Raw genomic sequence first — 17345 nt, forward strand, 5'->3', positions numbered from 1 at the left:
TTCAGGGGGCATGCACTGCGCGTCCTCGTGCCGACACCCGTAGGAGCCGCCATGTCCATGCCGATGCTGGTCCTCACCGGAACCTTCCGGGCCAAGGGCTTCCGGCCCGACGGCGACACCGTCGACTTCACCCCTGACGACCCGGCCGACTGGAAGCTCGTGCCCGGCGCCCGACCGGTCGTACCGAGGTCGGACGGCAACGCCCCGATCCGGCTGGAGGGCGTCGACGCACTGGAGACCCACTACGGCGACAAGACCTCACCCTCGGGCATCCAGCACCAGCCCCTGGGGCTCGCGCACGCCGCCGCGGACGAGCTCCTGACAGCGCTCGCGTTCACCGACTTCCACCGGGTGGAGCCCGAACCCGGCGCCCCGCCGAACCCGGACGCCGAGAAGATCATCAGCACCATCCCCGAGGCCACCCACGGCTACGTCCTCACCCGGGGCGCCGACATCTTCGGCCGCTGCGTCGGCCTGGTCGGCAAGGGCTTCCCGCCGGCCCCCAACGGCTACCTGATCGACGTCGACGAGCACGCGCTGCAGAACACCGCCAATTACCAGCTGGTCAAGGCCGGCCTGGTCTACCCCACCTACTACAGCGAGTTCCCGGAGCTGCTGCGCGCCTCCCTCACCGCCGCCGCGGCGGTCGCGGTGGCCGCGGCGGCGGCGCCGGAACCGGCCCCGGCACCGGGCTCGAAGCCGAAGCCGAACCTGTGGAGGAAGGACACGACCACCACCGGCACGGAGGTCACCGGCCTGGACTCCCTCACGACCGCCAACGGCGCGGTGATCCTCCCGAAACTCTTCCGCCGGCTGAAGGACTACCTGGACCTGAACCCCTCGGACCCCTCCCTGTCCTGCTTCCGCGCCTACCTGGCCGGGGCCGCGGAGGACCGGTTCTACCTCCAGGGGAAGCCGGAGGTGTTCAGCGGCATGCACCACATCGTCGAGGTCAAGGACCACACCGTGCGGATGACCCACGGGCCGACGGAGATCGTCTTCGTGGAGAAGTGAGCGGACGGGCCGGCCGGCGCGTCGACCGGCCGGCCCGCCCCCTCAGCCGGCGTTCGCGATGATGAAGGCGCGGACCATCCGGCAGGTGAGGTTCGACGGCCGGTGGATCCCGACCCGGACGGCCATCGTCCGTATCTTGCGGTTGGTGGCGCGCTTGGCGTCGTACGTCCCCGTGTCGAGCAGGGAGATCGCCAGCCGCATGGCCTTCAGACGGCGGTTGTGGTTCTCGTACCACTCGCGGGGCAGCCCCGCCGGCAAGGGCTTCTTCCTGGGCATCACAATGCTCGCGGCAGCGGCCATCTACAGCCTCCCAAACGGTAGTTGGCTTCCTGTCGTTCTCCCTCGATTTTACCGGGGGGCACTGACAAAAGCCCTGGCCGGACGGGACGCGACTAGGCTTCCGCGCATGGAGATCTGGATCAACCCCGCCTGCTCGAAGTGCCGCAGCGCGCTGACCCTGCTGGACGCGGAGGGCGCCGAGTACACCGTGCGCCGCTACCTGGAGGACGTCCCGTCCGAGGCCGAGATCCGCGAGGTGCTCGGCCGCCTCGGCCTCGAACCCTGGGACATCACGCGCACCTCCGACCCCCTGGCGAAGGAGACCGGCGTACGGGACCTCCCGCGCGAGGCGACGGACGAGGCCCGCGCCCGCTGGATCGCCCACCTGGCCACCCACCCGAAGCTGATCCAGCGCCCGATCATCACCGCCGAGGACGGCACGGCGGTCGTGGCCCGCTCGGAGGAAGCCGTCCGCGAGGCCCTGTCCCGCAAGGCGTAGCGCGGGCCGGTCAGGGGGCGAGGAGGCGCGCGACCTCGTCGGCCGCCGTCAGCGGCAGGGCGTGGTGCGAGGTCCCGCGCAGCAGCCGGACCCGCGCCCCCGGCAGCGTGCGCGTGGCGGAGGCCAGTGCCTGGAGGGAGTCGTGGCAGCGGGCGCGTCCGGCGAAGACGACGTCGAGGGTGAAGGGGGCGAGCCCCGTAAGGTCCGGGCGGGGCCCGGTGACGGGCCGGGCGGTGGGGAAGCCCGCCGTCTCCTCCTGGAGCCGCAACCAGGCCGGGTCGAGCGCGGCCCCACCGGTCTCCCAGGCGAGGAAGGAGCGGATCCGCCCCGGGGTGGGCCGCACCAGCACGGGCAGCGCGCGGAGCACGTAGCGGGGGCTCAGCCCGGCGAAGACCCGGGTGGGGTCGAGCAGCACGAGCCGGTCGAGCCTCTGGCGCGGGGCGTACCAGCCCGCCCGGCGGGCGGCGTACTGGGCGGCGATCCAGGCCCCGTAGGAGTGGCCTGCGAGGGTGATCCGCCCCTCGGGCACGAGCCCGTCCAGGACGGCGTCCAGCCATACGGCGAGCTCCTCGGGCGTCCGCATCCCCCGCCCGGGCCCGGCCGCCGGGACGCTCAACCCCGGCTCCCCGACCAGGTCCACGGCGTACACCCGCCGCTCCCGGGCGAGCCCGGCTGCGACGCAGGCACCCCACACGGTGGAGGTGGCCCCGCCGCCCGGGAGCAGCACCAGCGTGGGCGCGCCGACGGGACCGCAGCCGTTGACCCGGGTAACCCCGTAGGGCGTGGGAACGTCGAGGACCTCGACGGGCACGGGCCACTGCCCGAGGGCTTCGTCGTAGGCGGCGCGGAAGGACTCCCGGATCGCTTTCCCCACTCCGCCCCACCCTCTCCATATCCCTCGCTGAGCGATGATCCCGCTCAGCGAGGGATCTTAGGCGGAGCCTGAACTCGGCCGGCACGACGGCGGTTCAGCGGGGCCTGAGACCACTCACCTCGCACACTCCGCCCCCACGGTCTTCCCGATCGGCGACCGCCCAAGCCCCGGCAACCGCCCCGACCAGCCGCCACCCGTAGCCACGAGGAGCTCAAGGCCGCCGACCCGAGCCCGGCCCGGTCAGCGCTTCGGCGGACTCCCTCGCCGGGTCGGGCCGGTAGGGGGTGTCGAGCAGTTCGAGGAGTCGCGGGTGGACGAGGGCTCCCGGGAGGCGGGGGTGGTCGGTGAGGATGCCCGCCGCGCGCAGGCGGTCCAGCGCCGGCTGCGGCTCATGCGCGATGCGGTCGCGCAGCCAGGCGGCTGAGACCGCCGGTGCGGCGCGGAGCCGGCCGAGGACGGCCACGGCGGCGGGATCGTCGGCGACCTGCGCGAGGGCGGCGTCGAGCAGTCGGCCGTGGACGGTGAGGGTGCCGGTCCGGTGCCGGGCGGTGTCGGTCACCGCGCGGGCGAACAGCGCTCCCCAGCGCGTGAGGTCGCCGTCGGCCGCGGCGACCAGGGCCGTGTCGTGCTCGGCCCGGTGCTCTTCGACCCAGGCGTCCAGGTCGAGCAGCAGGCCGGGAATCAGGCCCGCCGCCACGAGGTCGCACTGGCCGAGCAGGCGGGCCGTGCGGCCGTTGGCGTCCGGGAACGGATGGATCGTCAGCAGTGCCGCCATGGACAGTGCGGCGGCGTCCAGGGGATGTGCGGTGGTGCGGGTGCCCCAGTGGTGCCAGTTCTGGATCCGCTCCCGCAGCTGCGCGCCCGCCGCGGTCGCGATCGAGAAGGTCTGCCCGTCGGGCCAGGTGATGGTCATGGGTGCGCGGCGGAACCCGCCCGGGGCGGCGATGTTCGGGTCTCCCGCGACCAGCAGCCCGTGCAGCTCGGCGAGCGCGTCCGGGGTGAAGCACGGGCGTCGGCCGGGGTGTTCGAGCAGCTCGGCGCGGGTGGAGTGGACGGCCAGCAGGCCGGCCGAGCTGCGGTTCTCGGCGGCGGCGGCCAACTGCTCGGCCAGCTGCGCCGGTTCGATTCCGGCGACGCGGCGCAGGTGGAGCTTGGGGCGCCAGCGGGGGCGGTGGAAGAGGTCGGGGTCGTCCAGGTGCACGTCGGCGGCGGTGGCCAGTTCGGCGAGCGCGCCGAGTGCCTCGCGACGGGCGGCGGGCGGGACGGCCGCGGCGCCGAGCGGCGGTGCGACGGGGAGTACCCGTCGCACCGCCGCCGTGGTGGAGCGGTCGGTCATCAGCAGGAGACGGAGTTGACCGTGCCGGTCGGCATGACGACGTTCACCCAGTCGGTGGTGGTCTGGCCGAGCCAGTTCGTCGTCGTGACCGCGAATTCCACGGTCTGGTAATCCACCGCCAGCGCCCAGCTCTGGCCCGGTGCGATCGTGACCTCGTAACCGACGCTCTTTTCGATCGACGTGTTGAGCTCGGCACCGAGCTTGAGGCTGAGCGCCTTCTCCACCGTGGCCGTGATGTCCGTGTTGACCTTGTAGCTCACCGTGTACTTGGCGCTCGAAAGCACCTTCAGGGTCGCGTCGCTGGTGTTCCTGACGCAGCCCGTCTTCATCTGCGCGATCGGGCCCTCACGGAAGCGGACGACGGAGTCCCCGCCGCCACCGCCGCCGCCACCGCCGACACCGCCCGACTCCACGGTTACGGTCGGCTCGTCCGGGTCGCGGGGAACGGAGGGCAGCGTGTCGCCCCGGTCGATCGAACCCTCGATGACGACCACTTCGCCGCCGCCGCCGTCACCGCCGCCGCCGCTGCCGTCATCACCGCCGCCGCTGCCGTCGTCACCGCCGCCGTTCCCCGAGCCACCGTCATCCCAGCCACCGCCGCCGCTCTCGTCGCCGGTGGTGTTTCCGCATTCGGACAGCTGGTCGCAGGCGGAGGCGGCGGCCTCGTGCGGGGCGACCAGTGCGGGTACGGCGGTGAGCACGGTGGCGCCGAGTGCTGTGGCGACCACGAATTTCCTGAGGTTCATTGCCTTCATTCCGATGGGAGGGACGTGCGCAACAGTGGCAGGACTGCCGGGTGTTGGCCGGGATGAACTTCCGCAAACGAGGCGAAGCGGGAGTGCCACGCGTCAGGGCGGGCGTCTTCACTCTCCGGCGCCGGCGGCTGCGGCGGCAATGCACAGATCGGCACCCAATCCTTGCCGCAGACGCAAAACCGCAGTTCAGGAGAGATCCGGACCCGGCGCGGGTCTTCATCTCGCCCCCACCTCTCGGCTCGTAAGGTGAGGGCGATGCCAAAAGGAACAAACCACAGCAAATCTCTACGCGAGCCGAGCCCAGGGACGACCGCCACCATGACCGAAGAGCAGCAGCCCGCCGCCGCAGGCCACCCCCTGCCCCCGCCCCGGCGCGGGGCCGACTGGATGTTCGGCGGGGTGTACGGGACCGTGCTGGCCAGCGGGCTGCTGGCCGCGCTCGACCAGAAGGGCGGGGAGTACACCCCCTTCTACGACGCCAGCTGGGTCCTCGTCACCGCCGCCACGGCCGGGCTCGCGCACGGGTACTCGCACCATATGACCACCCACCAGGCCGGCTCGGCCGCGCACCGGTGGCGGCTGCTCGTGCGGGCGCTGTGGCACGAGTGGCCGATGATCGCGGCCACCCTGCCCACCGTGCTGCTGCTCGTCGTCGCCGGGATCGCGCACTGGGAGTCGTACGGGGTGACGGCCGTCGGACTCGGGCTGAACACCGCGCTGCTCTTCGCCTGGGGGGCCTTCGTGGCGATCCGGGTCGGCTACCGGCTCGGCTCGGCGCTGCTGATCGGCCTGGCCGACGCCACGATCGGCCTGGCCATCATCGTCGCCAACGCCCTCATCAAGTGACGGGACCGGCGGCGGCCAGCTGGGCCTCCGCCTCCGCCAGGATCTCCGTCAGCCGGGCCCCGAACTCCGCCCCGCGCGGGTCCGGGACCCCCGTGCGGGCCGCGGTGAGGACGGCGTCCAGGGCGCGCCCGTAGGCACCGGGCACGTCGCTCCAGTCGGGCAGGCGGAACACGCCCTGGGCCCCGCGCAGCTCCAGTCCGACCCCGGCCGCCGCGCGGGGCGCGCTCAGGCTGAGGACGGCCGTGCTGGCCGCGCCCGAGGCGTGCCGCAGGGCGAGCTGGACCAGGTCGGACGGGCCCCGGGCGGCGGTGACGGCGGTGACCTCGCCGAGGACCGGGATGAGGACGGACAGGGCGTGCGGGCCGACGTCCCACAGCCCGCCCTTGGCCTTGCGCCAGGGCGACTCCGCGTAGGCGCTGGGCTCGCCGTCGGGCGGGTAGACCGCGCCGAGCCAGTGGGCGGAGGCGGTGAACCAGCCGCTGCGCCCGGCCTGTTCGCGGACCCACCCGGCGGTGGGTTCGGCGAAGCGCAGGGTCAGGAAGACGACGGAGGCGACGCCGTGCGCGGTGGCGGCGTCGGCGACGGCGCGGGCGTCCGCGACGGTCGTGGCGAGGGGCTTGTCGAGGAGGAGGTGGCAGCCGGCGGCGGCCGCCCGTACGGCGAGGGGGGCCTGGACGTCCGGCGGGAGGGCGAAGGCGGCCACGTGGCAGTCGGCGAACAGCGCGTCGGGGTCTTCGTACACCTTCACCCCGTACGCGGCCGCCAGCTCGGCCGCCGCTTCGGGCCTGCGGCCCCAGACGCCGGCGAAGTCGGAGCCGGCGTGTGCGGCGAGGGCGGGGGCGTGGGTGCGGCGGGCCCAGGGCCCGGTGCCCAGCAGGCCGACGCGGGGGCGGGGCCGGCCGGGGGGCCGCTCGGTGGCGGCGCCGGAGGAGTTCAAATCGTACGAAATGCTCACCTGCTCAGTCTGCCCCACCCGGACGGATGCACGGCCGCCAACCCGCACAACCCGCCCGACCTGCGGCTTAAACCCCGGTAACAAGGCATTCACACACGGGCAACGGGTGAGAAATCGCCGAGGGGGACGCTTTCGGCCAAGACGCAGCACCCGCCCCGCAGAGTCAGGATGGATGGGCCCGTGAGCTACAAGGCTGAGTACATCTGGATCGACGGCACCGAGCCGACGGCGAAGCTCCGCTCCAAGACGAAGATCCTGGCCGACGGGGCGGAGCTGCCGGTCTGGGGCTTCGACGGCTCCAGCACCAACCAGGCGGAGGGGCACGCCTCGGACCGCGTGCTCCAGCCCGTCTTCTCCTGCCCGGACCCGATCCGCGGCGGGAGGAACATCCTGGTGCTGTGCGAGGTCCTGAACATCGACATGACCCCGCACGAGTCGAACACCCGCGCGCTGCTGCGTCCGGTCGCCGAGCGGTTCGCCGCGCAGGAGCCGGTCTTCGGCATCGAGCAGGAGTACACCTTCTTCGACGGGGCCCGCCCGCTCGGCTTCCCGGTCGGCGGGTTCCCGGCGGCGCAGGGCGGCTACTACTGCGGCGTCGGGGCGGACGAGATCTTCGGCCGCGAGATCGTCGAGAAGCACCTGGACCACTGTCTCGCCGCCGGGCTGGAGATCTCGGGCATCAACGCCGAGGTGATGCCCGGCCAGTGGGAGTTCCAGGTCGGCCCGGTGGGCCCGGTGGAGGTCTCCGACCAGCTGTGGATCGCGCGCTGGCTGCTGTACCGCACGGCGGAGGAGTTCAACGTGTCGGCGACGCTGAACCCGAAGCCCGTCAAGGGCGACTGGAACGGGGCGGGCGCGCACACCAACTTCTCGACGAAGGCGATGCGCGAGGACTACCGGGCGATCATCTCCGCGTGCGAGGCCCTGGGCGAGGGCAGCAAGCCGCTGGACCACGTCAAGAACTACGGCGCCGGCATCGACGAGCGGCTGACGGGCCTGCACGAGACGGCCCCCTGGAACGAGTTCAGCTACGGGGTCTCGGACCGCGGCGCGTCGGTGCGCATCCCCTGGCAGGTGGAGAAGGACGGCAAGGGCTACATCGAGGACCGCCGCCCGAACGCGAACGTGGACCCGTACGTGGTGACCCGCCTGATCGTGGACACCTGCTGCACCGGACTGGAGCGCGACGGCCTGGTCTGACGCCGGGGGCGTGGGACGGAACGGCCCAGGATCCGATACGGGGGGTCGGGGCGGAGTGGCGGGAGCAACATTTCTGCTGGCGGTTTGTCGGGATTATGACAGCCTGACGAAGACTTGACGACAGAATATGAGATTGCGTTCCACCAAGTGAGACACGGCCTGCCCCGGGCCCCCGGTTTCTGCTTCAATGACGCCCATGGCCAGCCATCCGTACACCCCGACAGGTCGCAGCGACCTGGAGCCGTTCTGGCCGTCCCGTCAGGACCACGACTTCGACCGGGTGTGTTGCCGCGCCGAGAACGCGCCGGCCCTCTAAAGCCTTCCGGGACCTCTCACCAGACCCGCCCGAGGCCTTCGGTCTGCGCGGTACGCAACGACTACGTGCATCCGCACACGTGCCCATGCACACGTACGTCTTCTGCCGACCACTCCGCGTGAAAGAGCTGACCACTCATGGCGAACACCCGCTCCATCGCTTCCGCCGCCTCCGCTGCGACCTCCGCCCCCCTGCCCTTCTCGCCGTTCCAGACCGGACCGCGCCACCGGCTGCGGGCCGTGGACCGCGACGAGGTGGCCCGGGTGGTGGACCTGCTCCCGCCGGGCGCCACCTGGCTGCCCGCGCCCCAGCACTCCGTGCCCGCCCTGCCGGGCCAGCCGCCGATGGTCGGCTACCTGGTCCTCGTACCGGCCGACCAGCAGCCGATCGCCTTCGCCCCGCAGTCCGTTCCCGTCCCGGCGCCGGCCGCTCCCGTCCAGCCTGCGGCGCAGGCCTCGACGGTGACCGGAGACGCGCTCGTGCGGATCGACACCGCCCAGCGCACGGCGGAGGTCGACGGCGAGGTACTGGACCTGACCTACCTGGAGTTCGAGCTCCTCGCCCACCTGGTGGCGCACCCGCACCGGGTCCACAGCCGGGACCAGCTGGTGACCACGGTGTGGGGCTACGGCCACGTCGGCGACGGCCGGACCGTCGACGTCCACATCGCCCGCCTGCGCCGCAAGCTGGGCGCGGCGCACCGGGGCGCCATCCAGACCGTCCGCCGCGTGGGGTACAAGTACACGCCGTGACGCCCGGTACGACGGCGGGCCCGTACGCGACCGAGCGCGTACGGGCCCGCCGTCGCCGTTACGCGGCCGGGGCCGCCAGCGCCCGCCTGCGGGCGACGAGGCCGAGGACCGCGTCCACCACGAGGAAGACCAGCAGGCTGATCCCCAGCAGCGGGACGAACCAGCCGACCAGCGCGATCACGCAGGCGAACGGCAGCAGCACGGTCACCGGCAGCCTGCGCCAGGCGCCGCGCGGCTGGGCGCGGCCGACGGAGAGGGTGCGGTCCTTGGTGGGCCGGCGCATCCACCACATCCGGTAGCCCCAGACGATCAGGAACATCACCGCGACGGCGAGCGCGGCCAGCGCGATCTGGTTGGCGATCCCGAAGGTCAGACCCATGTGCAGGTCGATCCCGAACCGGGTCAGCTGCGCGAGCAGCGGGTAGTCCGCGAAGCGGAGCTCGTCCATGACCCGGCCGTCGGCGGGGTCGACGGCGACCGAGTCCAGGTGGACGGGGAAGGTCTTGTCGGTCTCCTTGATGACGTAGCCCTTGCCCTTGGCGGGCAGGGTGACGCGCAGGCTCTCGGTGACCCCGGCCGCGCGGGCGGCGGCGACGGCCTTGTCGACGCCGATGTCGGCGGGGGGCATCGGCATGGTCATCTCGGTGCCGTCGGGCATGACGTGGTGGCCCTCGTGCTCTCCGCCTTCGGCCCCGGAGCCGGGCGTCAGCTTCGCGGCGACGGAGGGGGTGGCCCCGCCGAGCCGGTCCTGGAGCTGCCCGATGTTCTCACCGGCGTACTTCGACCAGGTCAGGCCGGTCGCGGAGAGGCCGACGAGGCCCACGGCGGCCCAGAGGCCGACGCTGCCGTGCCAGGAGAGGGTCTTGCGGCGGCCGGTGGCCTTCCGGTCGGGTACGAGGAGGGCGGCCTTGCGGGTGCGGCGGCGGCCGATCCACAGGGCGAGGCCGCCGAGGGTGACCACCCAGAGCCAGCTGGCGGCGAGTTCGCTGTAGTTCCGGCCGAACTCGCCGAGCTGGAGGCTGGCGTGGAACTCGCTGAGCCAGGCGCGCAGCGGGAGGGCGTCACCGCTGGTGGTGAGCTGCCCGCGGACCTCGGCGGTGTAGGGGTCGACGAAGACGGTGAGGGTCTTGCCCTCCTCCAGCTCCGGGTCCTCCATGATCACCCGGGTGGTGGCGTCGGGCTCGGGCGCGGGCCACACGCCGACGACCTTGCCCCGGGGTTCGGCGGCCTTGGCGGCCTTGACCTGGGTACCGAGGGGGACGGCGGCCTCGCCGACCCGGTCGACGGTCAGTTCGTGGGAGTAGAGGATCCGCTCGGCCTGCCAGGAACCGGCGTACAGCAGGCCGGTGGCGGCGGCGAGGAAGAGCACCGGGGCTATGAGGAGCCCGGCGTAGAAGTGCATCCGCAGGAGCAGCGGCCGCACGGCGGCCCAGCCGGTGGCTCCGCCGGTCGCGCGGGTGGGGGCGGCGTCGGTGTCGGGGGCGGCGCCGGGTGCGGTGTCGGGGGTGGGTGTGGGCTCGGGGTCGGCCTCGGTGGCCCGTGCGGGGGCGCCCGTGAGGTCGTCAAGGGACATGTCGGTCCTAGGGTTCGGCGAAACGGGGGAATCGGCCCCCGGTCTCGCCGCCCCCTCGCCGTGGCGGAGGGTGCGCCGGTCAGGCGCGGGCGGGAAGCGGCCGGAGGGCCGTGGTGCGCGTGTTCCACCGACGGGGCGGGCCCCGGCGGACGGCCGTATGCGCGTGTACGGCTCCGCGCAGGCGGCGCGGCCGTTCGTACGGGGGCCGGTGCGCGGGCGGGCGCGGCACGGGGGCGATCCGGGCGCGCAGCAGCGCGAGGACGCGGGCGAGCGGCCGGGCGGCCAGCAGGGCGGTGGCCCCGAGGGCCCCGGCCAGCCGGAACACGGCGGCTTCGCCCCAGGCGAGCCAGACGGCGCAGAAGAGCCCGGCGATCAGGTGCACGGCGAGCATCCCGAAGCCGCCGTGCCCGGCCATCTGGAGCAGATCGGCGAGCCCGCCGCCCATGCCGTCGGCCATCCCGGCCAGGGAACCCGTGCCGTCGGCCATCCCGGCGGCGGAACCCATGCCGTCGGCGACGCCGGAGGCATGGGCCGCGCCGGAATGGGCCATCCCGGACGCGGAGGCCATCCCGTCCGCCAGACCGGCCGCATGGGCCGCGCCGGAATGGGCCATGCCGGAGGCCGAAGCCAGCCCGTCCCCCAGACCGGAGGCGTGGGCCATGCCCGCGTGGGCCGTCCCGGCGACGGAAGCCATCCCGTCGGCCATGCCCGATCCGGCCGCATGCGCCGTCCCGGCGACCGAGCCCAGCCCGTCAGCCAGACCCGAAGCATGGGCCGCGCCCGAGTGCGCCGTCCCGGCGGCCGGGCCCAGCCCGTCCGCCAGACCCGAGCCATGGGCCGCGCCCGCGTGGGCCGTCCCGGCGGCGGAAGCCGTTCCTTCGGTCAGGCCGGACGCGGGGCCCGGTCCGTCCGCCGGGGTGGTTGTCGGCGGGCGGAGCCGGCCCGGCATCGGGTGGTGGCCCGCCATCGGGGCGGAGCCGTGGCCCTGGGCGGTGGAGAACGTCGTGTGCAGCGCCGCCTGGACCGCCAGCAGGGACGCGGTGATGCCCAGCGGGCCACGGCGGCGGCCGGCGGCCGTCCAGGCGAGGGCGGCGGTGGCGGCGAAGGCTCCGAGGAGCCATCCGAGGGGGATGTCCTCCCCCGACATGTGGACGTGGCCCACGGCGGCCAGCGCCACGCACACCGCCGCGAACATCGCGGCGCGCGGGGCGCGCATCGGCACGCGGGGGCGGGGATCAGACATGTCCCGGTCATGCTCTCACGGGGCCCGCCGCCGCACGCGCGGGACCCGTATCCGATCATGGACGGGTGAATCCACAGCCATGGTCATGGTCGAAGCCGCGCCTGGGGCCGCTGGGCGCGCTCTACACCGGCGGGGTCCAGCTCGGGGCCCACGCCCTGGAGCGGCTGGCCCCGGCCGAGCGGGAGCGGATGCTGCGCGACTGCTCGACGAACGTCGACAACCTCGACGGCGGCCGCTGGGAGACCCTGCTGAGCAGCGCGCTCGTCGTCGAGGAGCCCATGCCGCTGCCGTACGCCCTGCTGCTGGTCGCGGTGCTGGGCTACGCGGAGTACGCGTACGGGGCCTGGTGGACGGCAGCCGTCTTCCTCTTCGGGCACGCCTCGGCGACGCTCCTCGTCTACGGGGTGCTGCGCCGCACGGCCGACCGTGAGACCCGCCGCGCCGTGGACGTCGGCACGAGCTACGGGTTCAACGCCGTCCTCGGCGCGCTGACCTCGGCCCTGCCGCGCGGCGCCGTACGCACGACGGTGCGGGCCGGGCTGCTGGCGCTCGCCATACGCCCGGTGCTGCGGCGCGAACGCACCTTCACCGACGCCGGCCACCTGGTGGCGCTGGGGCTCGGTATGGGGGTCTCCTTCGCCGTCGATTGTCTTTCCGGATCAAACCATCGGAAAATCACTCATATCTGAGCACCCCGGTGCGACAGCGGCCGCCACCGCTGCGCGACCACGCTTGACACGAGTCACCTCACCCCGCGCGGCCGGGCCCTCCCCGACCGCGCGCTGACCGCAGAACGCTGGAGCCGCCACGATGACCGCCAAGCCCTCCACCACCGTCGCCAACCTCCGCGACCTCGGTGGCACCCCGCTGACCGGCGGCCGCACCGTCCGCTCCGGCCTCCTGCTGCGGTCGGGCGCCCTCGACCGGCTCGACCCCGCCGCCGACCCGGCGGTGGCCGCGCTGGGCCTGCGCACCGTCATCGACCTGCGCAGCGACGCCGAGCGCGCCGACCACCCGGACCGGATACCGGACGGCGTCCGCCTGCTGGTGCGCGACGTCCTGGCGGACAAGATGAGCGAGTCCCGGACGCCCGCCGCGGCCCAGCTCAAGGACCTCCTCGTGGACCCGGTGGTGGCGGAGGAGCACCTGGGTGGCGGCAAGGCGCAGGCCCTGTTCGGGTCCGTCTACCGGTCCTTCGTCAGCACCGCCTCCGCGCACTCGGCGTACCGGACGCTGCTGACCGAGGCCGCCGACCCGCAGGCCGGCCCGCTGCTGTTCCACTGCACCGCCGGCAAGGACCGTACGGGCTGGGGCGCGACGGTGGTGCTGTCGCTGCTCGGCGCCGACGACGACACCCTGATGGCCGAGTACCTGTCGGTGAACCCGGCGGTGAAGGCGGCCTTCGCCCCGCTGATCGAGGGCTTCACCGCCGCCGGCGGGGACCCGGACATCGCGCTGGCGCTGATCGGCGTGTTCCCCTCGTACCTGGAGGCGGGCCTGGACGAGGTCCGGATCCGCTACGGGTCGATGGAGAAGTACGTCCGCGAGGGCCTCGGCGTCCCGGACGAGACGGTCGAGGCGCTGCGCGCCCGCCTCGTCGCCTGACCGGCCGGGTCCGGCCGCTCCCGCCGGACGTCACGCCCGGGGCGTCCGGTTCGTCCGAACGTGTGCGCCGGTGCGGGTGACCATCCCACGATTCGCTCGTTCTGCTGAACGTGACTGCGCCGGATACCGCCACCCGCCCCCTGCCCCCCGACGTCGAGCAGGCCGAGGCCGCCATCGTCGAGCACTACCCGCGGCTGGTGCGGCTCGCCTATCTGGTGCTGCCGCCCGCACTCGGCCGCAACCGGCGGGTGCTCACCGCCCACTCGCTGACCCAGCGGGCGCTGCCGCGCGGGCGGCGGGCCGCCGACCCCGGGGCGGTGCAGGGCGGGGTGCCGGCGCAGCGGGGCGGGCTGGGCGGGCCTGAGTCCGGGTACGCGTACGTGCGGCTGCGGGTGCTGCGGTCCGCCCTGGAGGCCGGGATCCCGCTGACCTTCAAGGCGCTCCCGCTGCGCGGGCAGCTGCCGGCGCTGCTCCCGCAGGTGTGGGGACTGCGGCTGTTCCCCCGGGCGGGCGGGGCCGAGGAGCTGGCCCTGGACCAGTGGCTGGCGACCCTGAACGGCCCGGGCCGGGCGGCGTGCGTCCTGCGGGCGCTGGAGGGGCTGGCGGAGCCGGACGTGCTGCGGGTGCTGGCGGAGGCCGGGGTGGCCGACCCGGCGGCGGCGGTCGCGGAGTCGGGTGACCCGGCGCACGACGCCCTGTTCGCCTCCCCCGAGTTCGACCCCTGCGTGCTCCAGGCCCGGCCCACCGACCTGCTGCGCCGCCGCCGGTTCGCGCGGGCGGCCGTGGCCGGGGCGGCCGCCCTCGCGGTGTGCGGGGCGCTGCTGGCGCTGCCGGGCGGCGGCTGGGGCGCGGACGGCCCCGCCGCCCCGCCGTACGCGCGCAACGCGGCGGCGGAGCAGGCCCTCGACCCGGGCCAGCTGGTGCGGGTCGCGCCCGCCGCGTGGCGCACGTCCTCCCGTACGGACTACTCCGCCTGGCCCGCGCGCGGCGACCGGGCCGGGGACACCGAACTGCTGCGGCGGGCACTGGCGGTGTGGGCCCGGCCCGGGAAGGCGGTGGTGGTGTCGGCCACCCCGGGGACCCCGTCGGGGCCGCCGATGGGACCGCCGCAGCTGCTGTTCGCGGGTACGGTCGACCAGGCGGTGGTGGTGCTGCTGTACGACGGGCTGCGGGTGGTGCGGTACGCCGAGCCGCGCAGCGGGACGGCCGGCGCGGCCCTGGACTTCGCCCGGACCGACGGGGCGACGGCGGACACGGCGACGGCCCTGGTGCTGAGCCGGGTCGACGGCAACGTCCGCTATCTGACGGCCCCCTGGGTCAGCGGGGCGGCGGTGCGCGACCTGCTGAAGCCGGGTGAGGAGCCGGCCGCGCTGAAGCTCACCCCGGACGGGCTGACCCCGCCGGTGCTGGGGCCGGCGGCGAACGGCGAGTGCACCGGCTGGAACGCGCTGGCCCTGACCGGTGACGGGGCCACCCGGCTGGTCACCGACCTGGGCGAGCTGACCCCGGCCCGGCTGACCTCGGGCGCGCCGGGCGCCGCGCGGGACGTGACGGAGGCGGCGGAGCTCGGCGAGTGGTCGAAGACGGCGTGCCTGCTGGCGTCGGTGCGCTCGCACGGGGTGCGGTCCGTCAACGCGTGGACGTACGCGAAGCAGCCGCTGCCGGAGGGCGACGGGGCGGCGACCTGGCTGTGCAGCCGGGCGGAGACCTGGCAGGGGGCGGCGGACCGGGTCCAGGTGCAGTTCCTGGCTCCGGGGGCTCCGCTGGCGGCGCAGGCGGCCAAGGCGGAGGGGTCGCCGGCGTGCGGGCCGCGGGAGCCGAGGGTGCTGGCCGGGGTGCTGTGGAAGTCCCGGGCGGGGCAGTGGTACGTCCTGGCGGCGGGGAGCGCGCAGTTCACCTCCCTGACGGCGACGGGCAGCGGGGTGAACGGCAGCGCGAACGGGAACCGGCTGGCGGTGAAGGCGCCGGAGGGGGCGCAGGTGGACCTCTCGGGGAAGCTGACGGACGGGAGCAAGGCCGGGGCGCTCCGCTAGGGGGTGGGCGTGTCGCGTGGCTGAGCGCGCGGTTCCCCGTGCTCCTGGGGGATTCGGCCGTGCCGAGGGGTTTTCCTCGGGCGTACCCCTCAGTACATTGACGCCATGTCTAATACGCCGCTCGCGCCCGCCCCCGTGGCGTCGGAACACATAGACCTCCAGGCGCGGAACGTCTCCTTCTCCTGGGAGGACACTCCGCTGCACTGGCTGCCCGGCGAGCCCTTCGCCGGGCACACCATCAACGTGCTGCACCTGCTGCTGCCCGCCGGTGAGCGCTGGTTCGTGCACGTCTACAAGCAGGTGCTCCCGTACATCACGGACGAGCGGCTGCGGGCGGACGTCGTCGGGTTCATCGGGCAGGAGGCCATGCACGCCGCCGCGCACGACGACGTGCTCCCTCACCTCAAGCGCCTCGGCCTCGACCCCACCCCGTACACCGCGCAGGTCGACTGGCTCTTCGAGAAGCTCCTCGGCGACCGCACCCTGCCGCCCGGCCGGGCCCGGAAGTGGTGGCTGATGGAGCGCGTCGCGATGATCGCGGCGATCGAGCACTACACGGCCTTCCTCGGCGACTGGGTGCTCAACGCCCGGGAGCTGGACCGGCGCGGCGCCGATCCGATGATGCTGGACCTGCTGCGCTGGCACGGCGCGGAGGAGGTCGAGCACCGCTCGGTCGCCTTCGACCTGTTCATGCACGTGGACGGCAACTACCGCCGCCGGGCCCGGACCTGGGCCACCGCCTTCGCCGCCCTGGTGTTCCTGTGGCAGCGCGGCGCCCGCTTCTTCATGGAGAACGACCCCCAGCGCCCCGGCGGCAAGGCCTCCTTCGGCCAGTTCCACCGGGCGGGGCGGAAGGGGGTCTTGCCTTCGACGGGGGCGATGGTGAGGTCCATCCCGACCTACCTCTCGCGGACGTACCACCCCTCGCAGGAAGGTTCCACCGCCCAGGCGGTGGCCTACCTGGCCTCCTCTCCCGGCGCCAACGGCGGGGTGCGGCCGTGAGGCGGGCCCTGGCCGTCACGGCGGTGGCGGGGGCCGCCGTCCTCACCCGGCGCGCGCTGCGCAGGCGCATCGGCCGCTCCCCCCTGTGGCCCCTCCCCGCACTGGAGACCCCCGTATCGGGCCACTCCCCGCGCCGCTGGCTGCGCACCCTGATCGTCTCGCGCACCGAGCCCGCCGAGGGGGTGCTGCGGCTGGTGCTGGAGTCCGACGAGCTGCCGGGCTGGACCCCCGGCTCGCACGTGGACGTACGGCTGCCGTCGGGGCTGGTGCGCCAGTACTCGCTGTGCGGGGACCCGGCCGACGCGGGCCGCTACACGATCGCGGTCCGGCTGGTCGAGGACGGGCGCGGGGGCTCCCGCGAGGCGCACGCCCGGCTGGTGGAGGGCGCCGGGCTGGACGTACGGGCGCCGCGCAACCGGTTCGAGCTGCTGCCCGCCGCCTCGTACGCCTTCGTCGCGGGCGGCATCGGCATCACCCCGGTGCTGCCCATGCTCCGCGCGGCCACCGCCGCCGGCGCCGACTGGACCCTGCTGTACGGGGGCCGTTCGCGCGCCTCGATGCCGTTCCTGCCCGAACTCGCCGCCTACGGGGACCGGGTCACGGTCGTCGCGCAGGACAAGGACGGCCTGCCCGACCTGGCCCCGCTGGCCGCGCTCCGGCCGGGCACCCTGGTGTACTGCTGCGGCCCGGACCCGCTGATGGAGGCCGTCGCGGCGGCCGCCCCGGACCCGTCGGCGGTGCACCTGGAGCGGTTCGGCGCGGCGGCGACCGGACCGGCGCGGCCCTTCACCGTCGAACTCGCCCGCACGGGCGGCGCGGTGGAGGTCGGGGCCGGCGAGTCGGCGCTGAGCGCGGTCCGCCGGGTCCTGCCGGACACCCCGTACTCCTGTGAGCAGGGCTTCTGCGGGACCTGCCGGCACCGGGTGCTGGCGGGCGCGGTCGACCACCGCGACGAGCTCCTGACCGACGGGGAACGCGCGGACTCCATGCTGCTGTGCGTCTCCCGGGCCGCCTCGGACCGGCTCACGCTGGACCTCTGAGCAAGTGGGCCGCCCGCCCTCGA

The 17345-nt window shown here is 74.3% G+C and carries 17 protein-coding genes; 10 read left to right on the forward strand and 7 right to left on the reverse strand.

Annotation, left to right across the window (positions count from 1 at the left end; all coding sequences use genetic code 11):
• Positions 1-51 precede the first annotated feature (51 nt).
• On the forward strand, positions 52-1014 hold the full coding sequence (locus ABT403_RS18185; RefSeq protein ID WP_344153623.1) for a nuclease: 963 nt from the start codon (positions 52-54) through the stop codon (positions 1012-1014).
• A gap of 42 nt (positions 1015-1056) precedes the next feature.
• Here ABT403_RS18185 and ABT403_RS18190 read toward each other — a convergent pair whose 3' ends face one another.
• A complete protein-coding gene (locus ABT403_RS18190; RefSeq protein ID WP_344153621.1) occupies positions 1057-1314 on the reverse strand; it encodes a hypothetical protein in 258 nt (85 codons plus the stop codon).
• A gap of 106 nt (positions 1315-1420) precedes the next feature.
• On the opposite strand from ABT403_RS18190, the gene ABT403_RS18195 reads away from it, so the two are divergent.
• Positions 1421-1792, forward strand: coding sequence for an ArsC/Spx/MgsR family protein (locus ABT403_RS18195; RefSeq protein WP_344153618.1), 372 nt, complete (start codon positions 1421-1423; stop codon positions 1790-1792).
• Positions 1793-1802: 10 nt separating this feature from the next.
• On the opposite strand, the gene ABT403_RS18200 is transcribed toward ABT403_RS18195, so the two are convergent.
• From ABT403_RS18200 to ABT403_RS18210, 3 genes are all read right to left on the reverse strand, one after another.
• Positions 1803-2666, reverse strand: coding sequence for an alpha/beta fold hydrolase (locus tag ABT403_RS18200; RefSeq protein WP_344153615.1), 864 nt, complete (start codon positions 2664-2666; stop codon positions 1803-1805).
• Between the two features lie 211 nt (positions 2667-2877).
• Entirely contained in the window at positions 2878-4002 is a 1125-nt protein-coding gene (locus tag ABT403_RS18205) for a Fic family protein (RefSeq protein WP_344153612.1), read from the reverse strand.
• Positions 4002-4748: a DUF6426 family protein gene (locus ABT403_RS18210; protein WP_344153609.1), complete on the reverse strand. Its 747-nt coding sequence runs from the start codon at positions 4746-4748 to the stop codon at positions 4002-4004. Before ABT403_RS18210 ends, ABT403_RS18205 begins: the two co-directional genes overlap by 1 nt.
• A 327-nt stretch (positions 4749-5075) precedes the next feature.
• Here ABT403_RS18210 and ABT403_RS18215 point away from each other — a divergent pair, with 327 nt between their 5' ends.
• A complete protein-coding gene (locus tag ABT403_RS18215; protein ID WP_344153607.1) occupies positions 5076-5603 on the forward strand; it encodes a hypothetical protein in 528 nt (175 codons plus the stop codon).
• Here ABT403_RS18215 and ABT403_RS18220 read toward each other — a convergent pair.
• Positions 5596-6552, reverse strand: a complete 957-nt coding sequence (locus tag ABT403_RS18220) for a Gfo/Idh/MocA family protein (protein WP_425580140.1) — start codon at positions 6550-6552, stop codon at positions 5596-5598. The genes ABT403_RS18215 and ABT403_RS18220 overlap by 8 nt on opposite strands.
• A gap of 186 nt (positions 6553-6738) precedes the next feature.
• Between ABT403_RS18220 and glnII the strand changes: the two genes are divergently transcribed.
• Together glnII and ABT403_RS18230 are read left to right on the forward strand one after the other, a co-directional pair.
• Positions 6739-7758, forward strand: a complete 1020-nt coding sequence (gene glnII, locus ABT403_RS18225) for a glutamine synthetase (protein ID WP_344153604.1) — start codon at positions 6739-6741, stop codon at positions 7756-7758.
• Positions 7759-8211: 453 nt separating this feature from the next.
• The gene (locus ABT403_RS18230; protein ID WP_344153601.1) at positions 8212-8826 is read left to right on the forward strand and encodes a winged helix-turn-helix domain-containing protein; all 615 of its coding nucleotides are present in this window, start codon (positions 8212-8214) and stop codon (positions 8824-8826) included.
• A gap of 58 nt (positions 8827-8884) precedes the next feature.
• On the opposite strand, the gene ABT403_RS18235 is transcribed toward ABT403_RS18230, so the two are convergent.
• Complete coding sequence (locus ABT403_RS18235) at positions 8885-10399, reverse strand: PepSY-associated TM helix domain-containing protein (RefSeq protein WP_344153598.1); 1515 nt, start codon at positions 10397-10399, stop codon at positions 8885-8887.
• 79 nt (positions 10400-10478) lie between these two features.
• Positions 10479-11642: a TrbL/VirB6 family protein gene (locus tag ABT403_RS18240; protein WP_344153595.1), complete on the reverse strand. Its 1164-nt coding sequence runs from the start codon at positions 11640-11642 to the stop codon at positions 10479-10481.
• Between the two features lie 65 nt (positions 11643-11707).
• Between ABT403_RS18240 and ABT403_RS18245 the strand changes: the two genes are divergently transcribed.
• The 5 genes from ABT403_RS18245 (at position 11708) to ABT403_RS18265 (ending at position 17322) form a co-directional block, all read left to right on the forward strand.
• Complete coding sequence (locus tag ABT403_RS18245; protein ID WP_344153592.1) at positions 11708-12331, forward strand: rhomboid-like protein; 624 nt, start codon at positions 11708-11710, stop codon at positions 12329-12331.
• 121 nt (positions 12332-12452) lie between these two features.
• Entirely contained in the window at positions 12453-13247 is a 795-nt protein-coding gene (locus tag ABT403_RS18250; protein ID WP_344153589.1) for a tyrosine-protein phosphatase, read from the forward strand.
• Between the two features lie 110 nt (positions 13248-13357).
• Complete coding sequence (locus ABT403_RS18255) at positions 13358-15280, forward strand: hypothetical protein (protein ID WP_344153586.1); 1923 nt, start codon at positions 13358-13360, stop codon at positions 15278-15280.
• Positions 15281-15385: 105 nt separating this feature from the next.
• The gene (locus tag ABT403_RS18260; protein WP_344153583.1) at positions 15386-16282 is read left to right on the forward strand and encodes a metal-dependent hydrolase; all 897 of its coding nucleotides are present in this window, start codon (positions 15386-15388) and stop codon (positions 16280-16282) included.
• Positions 16279-17322: a PDR/VanB family oxidoreductase gene (locus ABT403_RS18265; protein WP_344153580.1), complete on the forward strand. Its 1044-nt coding sequence runs from the start codon at positions 16279-16281 to the stop codon at positions 17320-17322. Before ABT403_RS18260 ends, ABT403_RS18265 begins: the two co-directional genes overlap by 4 nt.
• The last annotated feature ends 23 nt before the right edge of the window (positions 17323-17345 follow it).

The organism is Streptomyces sp. NPDC000075, assembly GCF_040301925.1.
Classification (GTDB): domain Bacteria; phylum Actinomycetota; class Actinomycetes; order Streptomycetales; family Streptomycetaceae; genus Streptomyces; species Streptomyces polychromogenes.